Below are 12,535 nucleotides of genomic sequence, written 5' to 3'. Positions count from 1 at the left end.
AGAAAAGATATTTAGGGACCTCATTACATTTTTTAAGTCAACAATTACATAGCGTGTAAACCCCCAGGATAAGTCCTTCGTCACAATCGTAGAAGGAGTGAACCATCTTGTTTAATAAGCTTCGCTGGAGTACCATGCCTTTCTTCATCAAAAATTTGGTGATTTCATTCGGCAGCATCATGTTGATCGGTGTAATCCTGATTACTGCCGCGTATCAATTGCAAAAAAATATCTTGGTTGAACAGTTGCACGACCAAGCTACCGTCATCACCCAGAAATGGTATGACGATCTCGACACTGCCAAAGTGGCAGAAGCGGCTAAGGAAAAAAGCTACTCCGGTCCTGTACAGCTGGAAATGAAAACTTATCTTGATTCCATCCATGAATTCTATCCAAACATCGCGCAAGCGTACATTTTCGGTTCAGAACTTGAGCAAGGAAACGGAACGTCCATCATCGCGATTCCAACGAACCTGTTGGAACCATTCGAGGAAGGTAATCTGCCTGCAGGTGCCATGTACCCGCTGCCCGAGAATAACGTCGTAGTGCTGGAACAGATGAAAAAGGACGGGAAACCTGCCTTCAGTGATTTCTACACGGATGAGTACGGAACCTGGACCACTCTGATCTATCCGATTAATAACGCAGATGGCTCCATGTACGCTGCTCTTTACTTCGATGTAGATGCAAGTGCCGTTCCAAAAGGTCTGAACAAACTGCTTACGTACGGTTTGATGTTCCTGATCGGTTTCCTGATCCTGTTCATGGTGTTGCAATTCATTTTGCTGAAAAGAACGTTGCTTCCGATCCGCAATCTGATGAAAGGTATCGAAGAAGTCAGCACGGGTAATCTGGACGTAACCATCGATACCGGACGAGATGATCTGGGTATCATCAACGAGAAGTTCAATGCGATGATCCATCGATTCAATACAACCATCTATAAAGTACAGAATACTTCGCATCACCTCTCGGAATCTTCCAAACAACTACTAGGCATTTCCGAGAAAAATAATGTGAACATTCAATCCATCAGCACCAATATTCGAGAAATATCTACTGGACTGGTGTCACAAGACAAAGCCACTGTGGAGAACGCACGTGCCATGACAGAGATGTCAACGGTAGTACAGACGATCGCCAGTAGCTCAGCCGATGTGGCAGATGAAGCACTCAGCATGGAGCAGCGCTCCAGCACCGGTAATGTGGTGATGCAACAAGTCATTGAACAGATGCGCCTGATCTCCGGTGCGGTGCAAAATACGTCAAACTCGATTCAGTCTTTGGAAAATAACTCGAACCAGATTAGCAACATTGTTAACGTGATTACGGAAATTGCCGGACAAACCAACTTGCTTGCACTTAACGCTTCAATTGAGGCAGCCCGCGCAGGTGAAGAAGGAAGAGGTTTTGCCGTGGTTGCAGGCGAGGTACGTAACCTGGCAGAGCAATCGCAGGAATCAGCGAAGCAAATTCGACAGTTAATTGAAGAAATTCAACGGGATATCATGCAGTCTTCCGAGGCGATGCAGTTGGGTTCCAAGGAAGTCACCAAAGGCTTGGAAGTTACCCAAGAGACTGGTGTATTCTTCGAGAATATTCTGACTGCTACGAATAAAGTTGCAAACCAGATTCAGGATATCTCCAGTTCTACTGAAGAGATCTCGGCAAGCACACAAGAAATGTCTGCTACGGCCGATGAACTGTCTGCCAATGTCAGCAAGGCAGCAAGCAGCAGTAAACAAATTGAGCAGTCAATTGATGAGCAGGAAGCCTCCATGGCAGCCATTGTGAGTGCCTCGGATGAGCTCTCGGTTGTATCCGAGCAACTTCAAGAACTGATTTCATTCTTTAAAGTACGCGCTGAATAGAATTAATAGGATACAGAGAACAAGAATACGACACAGTAAAAACCAAGGCTCATGAGTGACTACACTCAAAGCCTTGGTTTTTTTGTTGTTACCAACTTAGGTGGGTAGGTTCTATACCTTCCCGGTATCATTTAACAGACAGTGGTGTCATCAACTGATTGTTGAACCTCCAATCCACTATAATCCTGCAGCTGCTTTAATTTCTTTTCTCTGAGAAACGATTAATGATTGTATCTTTTCTGTTCCAAATGCACCTGCTGAGAAAGCATTCGCTTTGGGATAATAAACCATTCGAAAAGATGTTCCATCTTGAAGGTGCACACGTAAAAAAATCCCTGTCTCATGCTTGGATTTCTTATACACCTCATCAAAGCCAACATATCGCAACAGCAAAAGCTCGTTCATGAATTCGGATGCGGCTTCCTGGGGAAAGTCACCGATTGGGCTGCCATCGTTCCCGCTTTCAAGGCTGACTTTTTCCACTTTGTCTTCAATGTCCATCAGGTCTCCCATTGTCTTAGCATTGGGATTTTCTTTTGCTTCGTAAACCTTTTTATTCGCTACTACGCGATAATGCGACTTATAACCTTTTAGTTCATATATAACAGTTCCAATTGGAAGATATGCCGCATCACCATTCTCGGTCACGTGATCCGCACACGCATGCTCGTTCAGCATGAAGCTCACTTCCCCTACCCTATCCCCAATTTGCTCTGCGGGTACCTCTTTGGTCCCCTCGTTGTTTTGAAAATATGTAATATTATTGAGCATTAGAAAATCAATCCATTCAAGGGTTCCCGGGCATCGCTTCGTTGATTCCTTTGAAACTTCTTCCGTATCCGTTTCCTGGGGTTTGGATGTTATTTCACCCTTATTCGATGTTCCACAGCCAACAATAATGACTAGAACAAAAAGTATACTCAAGCGCTGGCTCCAATATTTAAATGGTTTCATGTTCAATCACCTCAACTTATTAGACGGATTTAACTAAGACTTAGTTACGAGCTTTTTACGATCAGCTATTCAACTCAATAAACGCCTAAGAACAGGGAACAGTTATTGGGCCAATGTGCTCCTCCTTGGTGCACTTCATGCAAGCTGCATCTCTGTATCATTCAAAAAACAGGTACTCGTAGTTCTATCCGTCGTTATACAAAAAAACACAGACAGTACAACTATCTGTGTTTTTTTACAGGTATGGGAGCTCAGTTAGATACAAAATCCATTCTCGTCCTCTTACCAAAATTTCAATCACGCACTCCATACAGAGTACGATTTAGAATACTTGTACCAGCATTATTTACTGTAATGTTACTGCTACCGCTGGTTTCAATTACCTAAACAACATTTAAAGTTGATTTGGCTTGTAATACTCGCATCCCAGCTTCTTAAAATCACTGTCCCATGTTACTACTGGCATGTTAATTGTTTTTGATTTTGCGCTAAGATAACAGTCCACAATGTCAACGTTACCCTTTTCAACAAACAGCCTTAACGCATCTTTCATGTAATCTTCCTCAAAGATAATGTTATCAATTTGCGATAGACTAAACAGGGCATTTCCTACATCAACATTAGAATGCTTGTAATGTGATCTCAGTACCCAACATGTTTCAATAATTACTGGTGATGAAACAATTATCTGAAAATCTCCGCTATCTAGCATTTCAGAAACTTTTTCAAACTGCTCCTTATCGTCTTGAGTGAACAACCGTACTAGTATGTTTGTATCAGCCAAAAAATCCATTGCTATTCCCCTTTTTTGTAACTGTTCCCCACCCAGTCAATCGCTGACTTCCTAGCTTCCTGAAGATCATGTTCTTGCCCTGTCTTTAAGATTCCTACAAGATCAGTTAACTTTTTCTGTTTCCTAACTTCTAATTTTGCTTCGCCATTTTGGATAATTACAATAATTTTGTCGCCTGTAGCTATACCTAGTTGTTTCCTTACCTCAACTGGAATTGTAACTTGTCCTTTCGAAGTTACCTTACCTGATTCATACATACTCATACACTACTACCTCCTACTCTATTACCTATATTACAATGTACTACTTTAATGTTCAAGTATTACTTTTTACATCAAGTAATATACATTCCAAGTATAGTCATTTGGAATTGAATTTCTAATGCTGAGTAATTTCAGCGTCAATATGTAAGCCCAAAGCTGTTTTACATGTTCATGTGTATTATAAACTTCAACTTCCCAGTCATAAGTAGGTATTTGCCGTTCCAATGTACTTCTTTAATGTGAGTTATTTCCCATTAACATGGTCATTAAGGACAATATTTCAATCCACGCACTCCATACGGAGTGCGACAGCGAAAAAGTACGTATTTTAACGATTTGAGCCATCCAAAACACGTTTTTTCACTATTATTCTATGACTTTCCATATCATTATTCAATCACATTATGCCTACGTGTTGCCTTAAGGTAACAATTTTGCCCATTTCGACAAATTCTGAGGTGCGAATCCCCCAGGGTTTTCATGTGAGCATCACATTCGCACCTGTCCCATCCGTTTATGACAATGATCATATCTAGCTCCCCTGTTCAAGTGCTACAGTTGTTAACGACCAACTGACCATAATAGTAAAATGGTCAATATAGGACTTACCTTACCATTATCCTTTCAACCTACAAGGAGGTGTATATGCGATGAAAACGATAGATCGAAGGCAACAGGTGATGGATTCTGCCGAGAAATCCTTTGCCCTGTTTGGCTACAAAGCCACAACGATGGAGCAGGTTGCGAGACTTGCCAATGTGGGCAAGGGAACGATCTATACTTTTTTCGAAAATAAAGAAGAACTGTTCAGCGAGATTCTGCGCTCGATCATTGCGGATATGAGACAGATTACAGAGCAGACGGTGAAAGAAGAGAATTCCTTTCTAGATAACGTGCATATGAGTATGGATTCTTTGCTGGAGTATCGTGAGGAACATGAGCTGTTGATCAAGCTCTTTCAGGAGGTTAACGAGTTCGGTACACCACAGGCCAAAGAAGGTCTGCAAAAAGTGGAGACAGCCATTCTCGAATATCTGGAGCGTCAGGTGAGCCGTGCCATGGAGTTAGAGCAGATTCGCAGGGACGATCCCAAGCTGGTTTCTTTTGTCCTGCTGAAGCTGTATGTCACCTTAACCTCAGATTGGAACAAAGCGCATCCAACGTTGCACAAAGATCAGATCAAGGATTTTGTGGGCCTCTTTCTCAAGAATGGCTTATCCCCCACCTAGAGAAAGGCATGCACTAGATTCAACACATAATAGAGATAGAACAAACGGATTAGCGTAAGGATAGGGAGAGAACATGATGAAATCATTCCACGTATTTGGGCAGGATCTGAAGTCCGCCTTTAAGAAACCAAAAGTATTTATTCCAATTCTCGTTGTACTGTTCATTCCGGTGCTGTATAGCGGCCTGTTCCTGAACGCATTCTGGGACCCCTATGGCAAAATGAATGAATTACCTGTAGCCGTGGTCAACACAGATCAGGGTGCAGTCTACAATGACAAATCACTGGAGGTCGGTCAGAATCTGGTCGATGAATTGAAAAAAAGTGATGATTTCAACTGGCAATTCGTGACTCGTGAACAAGCAGAACAAGGTATGCAAAACAACACGTATTATATGACGATTGTGATTCCAGAGGACTTTTCCACCAAAGCAACAACCCTGATGGATGAGCACCCCGAGCCGGCCGACCTTATCTACGAACCCAATGAAGGATACAACTTCCTCGCGGGTCAGATTGGCGGCACGGCGGTCAAACAAATTCGCTCCAAAGTCGCTGCCAAAATCACAGAATCGTATACCGAAACGCTACTGGATCAGGTGGAGAAGATCTCTAGCGGTTTATCGGATGCCGGAGATGGTGCTAGCAAGATCAACGAGGGCGCAGCCAAGCTGGATAATGGTGCCTCTACTTTGAAAAAGAACCTGTCCAAACTGGCGGATGGAACCGACAAATTGGAAACAGGTATGGCACCATTAAAAGAGGGAACAGCTACCTTGGCACAAGGAATCGGTACGCTTCATGCAGGAGCCAGCTCCCTGTCGGATGGATTGTCCCAATTGGCGGCAGCAGGCACGAAACTGGGTAACGGTGCATTGCAGGCTGAAACTGGCGGCAAACAGTTACAGGCAGGTATTCAGTCCGCTCAAGAAGGCGCGGCTAAGTTGGATGCTGGACTGGAAGCTTCCGAACAAGGAAGTGCGAAGCTGGTAGCCGGATTGCAAACCTCAGTGGAAGGCAGCAGCAAAGTAAGTGAAGGTGCCAAGGCCGTTGCACAAGGGCTTGCCCAATTAGCCGAAGCAAGTCCCGATCTTGCCGCTAACCCGGCTGTTCAGCAATTACTGGCAGCAAGTCAGGCCGTTGCCGCTGGCAGCGAACAGGTCTATCAAGGTGGACAGCAATTAGTGGAAGGCAGCAAAAGCCTTCAGGCTGCGCAACAGCAACTGCATCAAGGCAGCAGTCAGCTAGTGCAGGGTGAACAGCAACTTTTACAAGGAGCAACACAATTATCAACCGGACATACGCAGCTTGCAACGGGCCTTCAACAATTTAACACCAAGTTGACCGAAGCAGCAGCCGGAGGAGCCAAACTTGCAGAAGGTTCGAGTCAGTTAAATACAGGTGCAGGCCAATTGGTTACGGGTATAAACCAGCTTTCAGACGGAATCACCACCATTACCGAAGGTTCCCGCAAGCTGGATGATGGTGCGGGAACATTAAAAGAAGGCACTACCAAATTAACCGACGGCTCTGGCGAACTTGCCATCAAGTTGAATGAAGCGGCTGAGCAGACGGGTAGTGTGAAAAAGACGGATGAGCTGGTAACCATGTATGCAGAGCCTGTTCAGGTCGATGAGCATAAATATAATGAGGTACCCAACTACGGTACAGGATTCTCGCCATACTTCCTGTCACTTGGGCTATTTGTCGGGGCATTGATTGCGACATTGGTTGTGCCAACACGCGGCAGCACGGTTAGCGAGGCAAGTGGCTGGAATTGTTTTGTGAGTAAAACGCTGGCTTTCACACTCATGAGTGCAGTGCAGTCCCTACTTGCTTCATGGCTGGTCTTATACGGCTTGGGTCTGGATGTTCAGAGCGTTCCATTATTCCTCTTGTTCAGCTTTGTTACCAGTCTAAGCTTCATGTACATCATTCAGGCACTGGTGACTTGGCTGGAGAATCCGGGTCGATTCCTCGCGATTCTGATGCTGATCTTTCAGCTTACCACCAGCGCAGGCACCTTCCCGCTCGAACTGATTCCAAATTGGCTGAAAGTGTTTAATCCATGGCTGCCTATGACCTATTCGGTAACAGGTTATAAAGCAGTTATCTCAAGTGGACAGTTCGGTGTGGCTTGGGATCAGATTGGTATTCTGTGCATCTTCGCCGTGATTGGCCTGGGAGGAACCTTAACGTATTTCCTGATGCCTCATACCACGGAGAACGCAAACGTCAGCAGTGAAGTCTCACTTCACCTGTAAAAAGTAAAATAAAAAGCAAAGGTGTATACTTAAGCTCCATCCTCTTCTACAGGAGATGTGAGCTAAGGTACGCCTTTGCTTTTTTTAGTTTTAGATACAATCTAAGTTTGCTAACTTCATATTTCTAGTATGTAGAGTAAATTTCAGAACTTGAGATAGCGAAACTAAACAATAGCACGAGCAAAATAAGTAATACATACATCGCTGTACCGATGATTCCACAAACAAGTCCAGCAATGGCCAATCCTCTGCCTTGCTCCATGCGAACTCTGATCTCTTTGAAGGCTAAAGATGCAAATATAATCGCGACGATTCCGATTAAAATTCCCACGTAAGGAATCGTGACGGACAGAATCCCCAGAACTAGTGATACAATCGACTTGCTATTGGTCTTTGGTACTACATAAGGCGGTGGTGGCAATGTGTCGTTATAATAACGATCTACATCATTTTCGTGATGTTCCAAGGTAAATCCTCCCTTTTCTTTAAGTATGTTCATTATAATCAATTATTAGGAAAAATAATATCCATATTGTGTTAATTATGAATTACCATTAGATTTATTTTATTCTCATCATCCCCGGACATATACCTACATCCACAAGCTTATAAATTGTACTTCAAGGATATGAATTTAAGAACCGTTTATCCGTGTGATGATATAAACCAAGAATACCTCTAACATATAGATATTATTATAGTCGTAATACTTTTCTGAATATCTTTGGGGGATCACTACGATGAAAATCGATAAAGTAATGAACATACTTATGATTGTGATGCTTCTACCTATTGCTCTATATCGAAATAATGTAGCTGTATTATGTTTTAGTATTGTTTTGTTTGGAATCATGAGTTACACCACTTATCGAATGCGAACACGTTGGAATGTAGTAACTTATATCGTGTTGACCCTTGTATTGATGATCTGGAACATATACCTGTGGACATAAGCCATTATTTCAAAAAAGAACGCAATCCCTTATTAATCAACGGATTGCGTTCTTTCACATCATATAATTTGAGGTTTCTTCTACCTCTCCACTTCCACCCGCTGCAAAAACGTCCGGGTACGTGCAAGCTTTGGATTGCCGAAGATCTGTTCTGGAGGCCCCGCCTCTGCGATCTCGCCGTTATCCATGAAAAATACACGATCCGCAACGTCACGGGCGAAGCCCATCTCATGCGTGACGATTAACATCGTCATATTTTCCTGCGCCAGTTGTTTGATTACACGTAACACTTCCCCGGTCAGCTCTGGATCGAGTGCCGACGTTGGCTCATCAAACAGGAGGATATCCGGTTGCATCATGAGTGCTCGGGCAATAGCTACACGCTGTTTCTGTCCACCGGATAGATTGGCCGGATAGGCATCGGCCTTGTCCGACAGCCCTACTTTTCCAAGTAATTCAAGACTGCGATGCCTGATGACGCTTGAACTTTCTTTTTTCAAAGTCTTCGGTGCGAGTTCCAGATTAGCCTGTACGGTCAGATGCGGGAACAAGTTAAAATGCTGAAACACCATGCCCATGCGATCCGTAATCTTGCGAATATCCGCGGCACCTGCGTAACGGCCATTATCGACCAACGTCTGATCCTGAATGCGAATCGTTCCGCCCGAAATATCCTCCAGATGAATCAGGCTGCGCAGCATCGTACTTTTCCCCGAACCAGAAGGCCCGATCACGGCAATTACTTCGCCTGGTTCCACGTTGAAGGATACCTGTTTCAGCACATCAAGTGTGCCGAATGATTTTCTCAACTGATTTACTTCTATTATATGTGTCATATGCAGACAGTCCTTTGATTGATCAGATTTAATTTATTCAAATGAAAACCGCTTCTCAAGTGCCTTGAACAGCACGGTGAGTACAAGTGTCATGAGCAGATACATAACCGCCGCCACGAAGAAAGGTAACAGCTTTATGTCGCGATTTACCGCCGCTTGGGCGTAATACAACAGCTCAGGCACAGCCACGGCATAGAGCAGAGCCGTATCCTTGATGAGCGTAATGGACTCATTGGCCGTTGCAGGCAATACTACACGAATCATCTGAGGAATAATGACTTTGGTCATCGTCTGCCACTTCGTTAATCCAAGGACCTTGGCTGCTTCATGTTGCCCCTTATCAATGGAAAGCAGTCCGCCCCTGAAGATTTCAGCGAAGTACGCCGCATAGTTCAGGATGAACGCAATCCCCGCTGCAACAAAACGATCAAACACCAGATACTCTCCAATCACCGGAAGCAACGGTAAACCGAAGCAGAAGAATAGAATTTGGAGCAGTAGCGGTGTTCCTCGCATCACGTATACATACGTATGGGCAATCCACGCCAGCAGTTTAATCTGGCTTCTCATCGCAAGCGTGACCGCAAATCCAAGCGGTACAGATAACACGATCGCTAGCAAGAACATGAAAATGGTGGTCTGCGCACCCTCTAGCATCGGTTTTAAAATGGTCGATAAATAATCCCAACTCATTGTTTCGTCTCCTCTAATCTGTTAACCCCGCATTCCTCTGGGGCATAAATCGCTCCAGCATGGAATACGGGGTCCGTTTTGTTTCTAACTATATATCAGGTGTGTAACCTGCCTATTTCAGAACCTTATCTTCACCCAACCATTGGGCGGAGATTTTAGCCGCTGTTCCGTCTGCATTCAGCTCATCCAGCGCTTTTTGTAGCTGATTCAGAAGCTCTTCATTTCCCTTTTTGATACCAATGCCATATTGTTCCGGTGCAAGAGATTCATCCAGCAGTTTGAATGTTCCCTCTTCTTTGGACATGTAGTATCTCGCTACCACTTCATCAATGATGACCGCATCCAGACGTTTTGTCTTCAGATCCGTCAGTGCAAGCACGTTATCCTTAAATTCGGAAGCTTTCACTTTATCCTTCAGAGGACTTGCTGCCAATGCATCTGCCGCGGAGGACAGCGCCTGCAATCCCACATTTTTGCCATCGAGTTCATCCAGCTTTGTGATTGGCGAGTCTGCCAAGGTAATAGCTACTTGGCTGTTTTCCAGATACGGCTTCGTGAAGAGCACTTTCTCTTTACGCTCATCCGTAATGGTGTACCCGTTCCAGATCATATCGATCCGGCCACTGTTCAGCTCTGATTCTTTGGAAGACCAGTCGATTGGCTGGAATGTGATTTCTTTACCCATTTTCTCCGCTGCAGCTCTTGCATAATCAATATCAAAACCAACAATTTCATTTTGCTCGTCCCGGAAGCCCATTGGAGCAAACTTGTCATCAATTCCTACAACAATCGTGTTATCGTCTTTGCTTGCGGAACTGGAACAACCAGCCACAATCAATACACATATACTAATGAATAATAGTAGAATCGCTTTTTTTCTCATCTCTCGAACCCCTCCATGTCTATAACCAAAACCCAAACGCTTTAGTTCGTTACCACGTTATCAGAGATTTATAATAACATAGCATGGGAGAAGAGTCGAGTCTCTTGCCTATTTCCTTCTATTTCATGCAGCTTAATTGTCAACAATCTGTAAAAAATCCTTTTTCACTTGTGCCGGTTCTACCAGCTTCTCGCGTACAGTCGAATTCCATAGCTCCAGGTTCTGAAGCTCCTTTAATTCCGTACCTGTCCATTGTTGGGCAGATTCACGACGTAAGGTATGGCTGGTATTCTCAAACTGGTAGACGATCTGCTCCAGATTATCAATCATAACAAAGTTCGCAACCGCATTATATACAAGTATCCGCTCAAGTTCCTCTGCATCCATCTCACGCGTATCCAAGCTATAATTCACTTGGACCGTGAACGTCTCCGGGTACAGTTGGTAACCATTCAATCTTTCACGTAAAGGTAAAGCCTGATTCAGATGACTAAGGTTTGAATTATCACCCATGTAGGGACTGCGATATTTGGCTAAAGCGGCAAAATCATGTGTCAGCGGATTCTGCTGCTCTTCCTCGTACCGAGCCTGTTTCGCCTCGATCTTCGGATTAACGTTGCCTTCAACAATCACTAAGCCAATGATGCCCAACACAACAAGTGTTATAATCCATATGTTTCTAATTCTCATAACGCATCACTCACTTCATACTTACTAACGATCCGATACGCCCGATGCACTACCAAAGGGATAATAACGCTTAGTAACGGGATGGCAAAGGCAATGACGATCACAGCAAACTGGTAGGGTCCATCCACCTGAATGGGTCGATTAAACCAGATGTTGCTTCCGAATCGCAACGCTGCCTGCGTTCCCCATAGTACGAGTATTAATGCCGCCCACAACCACCATATCCTGCGATTCCACTGCACTAAGGCAGGGATTCGAATAACCGTGGTTTTCACGGAAGTTGCAGAATCGTTCGTCTTGTTGATCAACAGATACAATACATACATGCCACCAACAATGAGACTCACGATCATAAGCAGATTGTTTATGGCGGAGCCTTGCATCAGCACTCTCATTGGAATGGTAATGATCCAGGCTATGAGGCTATAAATCAGAGCAGACTGCAACAACGCTGTCCAGTAAGGAACACGTTGTACCCTTCGATGGTCACTCATCACTTCATCCATACCAGCGATATGCTGAATGGCGGTCTGGAACGCCTTCTCTTCACTCATACCCTGCGAGATATAATCGTCAATCCGCGCAGCGAGATTGCTGTGAATCTCTTCTTTTAATTCTCGATTGTCTAATGTATCTTGTGCGTGAGCGAACAAACGATTCACATGACGAGTGATGCGAGCTTCCAATCTCATAGGTCTTCATCTCCTTTTTCTCCAGTGACAATCATGCAATCAATCAGTGCCTTGGCTGCTTGCCAAGCATGAACCTGCTCTCTATAGGCTTCAAGGCCTTGCGTTGTAATTCGGTAATATTTGCGTCGTCCTCCCTGCGTCTCTTCCCCCCAGTAGGACTCCACATATCCACTCTTCTCCAGCCTCTTCAAACTGGAATAAAGCGTAGGTTCCTTCAATTCAAACTGTTCTCCGCTCTTACGATAGATCTCCTTAATAATGCTGTAGCCATAGTTATCTGCGGGTATAAGTACACTCAGAATGATGGGGTCAATATTGCCCCGAATCAGATCACTGTTAATCACTTGCACATTCATCTACGAGTTTCACCGACTTTCTTCCGTCCTGTGTATACTATAAGACACATTACTATGTC

Annotated in this window: 13 protein-coding genes; 3 read left to right on the top strand and 10 right to left on the bottom strand. The window is 44.2% G+C overall.

Going from position 1 to position 12,535, the window contains the following annotated elements; all coding sequences use genetic code 11:
* Positions 1-134 precede the first annotated feature (134 nt).
* Complete coding sequence (locus NST33_RS05270; RefSeq protein ID WP_221819304.1) at positions 135-1,871, top strand: HAMP domain-containing methyl-accepting chemotaxis protein; 1,737 nt, start codon at positions 135-137, stop codon at positions 1,869-1,871.
* Between the two features lie 177 nt (positions 1,872-2,048).
* On the opposite strand, the gene NST33_RS05265 is transcribed toward NST33_RS05270, so the two are convergent.
* The 3 genes from NST33_RS05265 to NST33_RS05255 form a co-directional block, all read right to left on the bottom strand.
* Positions 2,049-2,825: a hypothetical protein gene (locus NST33_RS05265; RefSeq protein WP_339307094.1), complete on the bottom strand. Its 777-nt coding sequence runs from the start codon at positions 2,823-2,825 to the stop codon at positions 2,049-2,051.
* A 394-nt stretch (positions 2,826-3,219) separates the two neighbouring features.
* The gene (locus NST33_RS05260; RefSeq protein ID WP_221818954.1) at positions 3,220-3,618 is read right to left on the bottom strand and encodes a PIN domain-containing protein; all 399 of its coding nucleotides are present in this window, start codon (positions 3,616-3,618) and stop codon (positions 3,220-3,222) included.
* A 2-nt stretch (positions 3,619-3,620) separates the two neighbouring features.
* Positions 3,621-3,881, bottom strand: coding sequence for an AbrB/MazE/SpoVT family DNA-binding domain-containing protein (locus tag NST33_RS05255; protein ID WP_100528578.1), 261 nt, complete (start codon positions 3,879-3,881; stop codon positions 3,621-3,623).
* A gap of 650 nt (positions 3,882-4,531) precedes the next feature.
* On the opposite strand from NST33_RS05255, the gene NST33_RS05250 reads away from it, so the two are divergent.
* Together NST33_RS05250 and NST33_RS05245 are read left to right on the top strand one after the other, a co-directional pair.
* The gene (locus NST33_RS05250) at positions 4,532-5,110 is read left to right on the top strand and encodes a TetR/AcrR family transcriptional regulator (protein ID WP_062837398.1); all 579 of its coding nucleotides are present in this window, start codon (positions 4,532-4,534) and stop codon (positions 5,108-5,110) included.
* 76 nt (positions 5,111-5,186) lie between these two features.
* Positions 5,187-7,373: a YhgE/Pip domain-containing protein gene (locus NST33_RS05245; protein WP_339185341.1), complete on the top strand. Its 2,187-nt coding sequence runs from the start codon at positions 5,187-5,189 to the stop codon at positions 7,371-7,373.
* Between the two features lie 124 nt (positions 7,374-7,497).
* Here the strand turns inward: NST33_RS05245 and NST33_RS05240 are convergent, their stop codons facing one another.
* The 7 genes from NST33_RS05240 to NST33_RS05210 all read right to left on the bottom strand — a co-directional run bounded on the left by NST33_RS05240 (position 7,498) and on the right by NST33_RS05210 (position 12,476).
* The gene (locus tag NST33_RS05240) at positions 7,498-7,839 is read right to left on the bottom strand and encodes a DUF4190 domain-containing protein (protein ID WP_237176756.1); all 342 of its coding nucleotides are present in this window, start codon (positions 7,837-7,839) and stop codon (positions 7,498-7,500) included.
* A gap of 567 nt (positions 7,840-8,406) precedes the next feature.
* Positions 8,407-9,162 (bottom strand): amino acid ABC transporter ATP-binding protein, encoded by a 756-nt coding sequence (locus tag NST33_RS05235; protein ID WP_339182415.1) that lies wholly within the window; start codon positions 9,160-9,162, stop codon positions 8,407-8,409.
* Between the two features lie 33 nt (positions 9,163-9,195).
* Positions 9,196-9,855, bottom strand: coding sequence for an amino acid ABC transporter permease (locus NST33_RS05230; RefSeq protein ID WP_221818950.1), 660 nt, complete (start codon positions 9,853-9,855; stop codon positions 9,196-9,198).
* Between the two features lie 112 nt (positions 9,856-9,967).
* Positions 9,968-10,738 carry an amino acid ABC transporter substrate-binding protein gene (locus tag NST33_RS05225; RefSeq protein ID WP_237176757.1) on the bottom strand — a complete coding sequence of 257 codons (771 nt, stop codon included), beginning with the start codon at positions 10,736-10,738 and terminating at the stop codon, positions 9,968-9,970.
* 132 nt (positions 10,739-10,870) lie between these two features.
* Positions 10,871-11,428: a DUF4825 domain-containing protein gene (locus tag NST33_RS05220; RefSeq protein WP_339307091.1), complete on the bottom strand. Its 558-nt coding sequence runs from the start codon at positions 11,426-11,428 to the stop codon at positions 10,871-10,873.
* On the bottom strand, positions 11,425-12,120 hold the full coding sequence (locus tag NST33_RS05215) for a permease prefix domain 1-containing protein (RefSeq protein ID WP_339182409.1): 696 nt from the start codon (positions 12,118-12,120) through the stop codon (positions 11,425-11,427). Before NST33_RS05215 ends, NST33_RS05220 begins: the two co-directional genes overlap by 4 nt.
* Complete coding sequence (locus NST33_RS05210; RefSeq protein WP_221818946.1) at positions 12,117-12,476, bottom strand: PadR family transcriptional regulator; 360 nt, start codon at positions 12,474-12,476, stop codon at positions 12,117-12,119. Before NST33_RS05210 ends, NST33_RS05215 begins: the two co-directional genes overlap by 4 nt.
* Between the last annotated feature and the right edge of the window lie 59 nt (positions 12,477-12,535).

The sequence above is a fragment of the Paenibacillus sp. FSL L8-0435 genome, assembly GCF_037965655.1.
Classification (GTDB): domain Bacteria; phylum Bacillota; class Bacilli; order Paenibacillales; family Paenibacillaceae; genus Paenibacillus.
Note: the sequence above shows the minus strand (reverse complement) of the source record. Positions and strands in the feature narration are given on the sequence as shown.

Bases quoted from the DNA above. Each gene is read 5' to 3' on its own strand.
- NST33_RS05260 (WP_221818954.1), bottom strand. From the start codon at position 3,618: ATGGATTTTTTGGCTGATACAAACATACTAGTACGGTTGTTCACTCAA.
- NST33_RS05245 (WP_339185341.1), top strand. From the start codon at position 5,187: ATGAAATCATTCCACGTATTTGGGCAGGATCTGAAGTCCGCCTTTAAG.
- NST33_RS05230 (WP_221818950.1), bottom strand. From the start codon at position 9,855: ATGAGTTGGGATTATTTATCGACCATTTTAAAACCGATGCTAGAGGGT.
- NST33_RS05250 (WP_062837398.1), top strand. From the start codon at position 4,532: ATGAAAACGATAGATCGAAGGCAACAGGTGATGGATTCTGCCGAGAAA.
- NST33_RS05265 (WP_339307094.1), bottom strand. From the start codon at position 2,825: ATGAAACCATTTAAATATTGGAGCCAGCGCTTGAGTATACTTTTTGTT.
- NST33_RS05255 (WP_100528578.1), bottom strand. From the start codon at position 3,881: ATGAGTATGTATGAATCAGGTAAGGTAACTTCGAAAGGACAAGTTACA.
- NST33_RS05270 (WP_221819304.1), top strand. From the start codon at position 135: ATGCCTTTCTTCATCAAAAATTTGGTGATTTCATTCGGCAGCATCATG.
- NST33_RS05235 (WP_339182415.1), bottom strand. From the start codon at position 9,162: ATGACACATATAATAGAAGTAAATCAGTTGAGAAAATCATTCGGCACA.
- NST33_RS05225 (WP_237176757.1), bottom strand. From the start codon at position 10,738: ATGAGAAAAAAAGCGATTCTACTATTATTCATTAGTATATGTGTATTG.
- NST33_RS05215 (WP_339182409.1), bottom strand. From the start codon at position 12,120: ATGAGATTGGAAGCTCGCATCACTCGTCATGTGAATCGTTTGTTCGCT.
- NST33_RS05210 (WP_221818946.1), bottom strand. From the start codon at position 12,476: ATGAATGTGCAAGTGATTAACAGTGATCTGATTCGGGGCAATATTGAC.
- NST33_RS05220 (WP_339307091.1), bottom strand. From the start codon at position 11,428: ATGAGAATTAGAAACATATGGATTATAACACTTGTTGTGTTGGGCATC.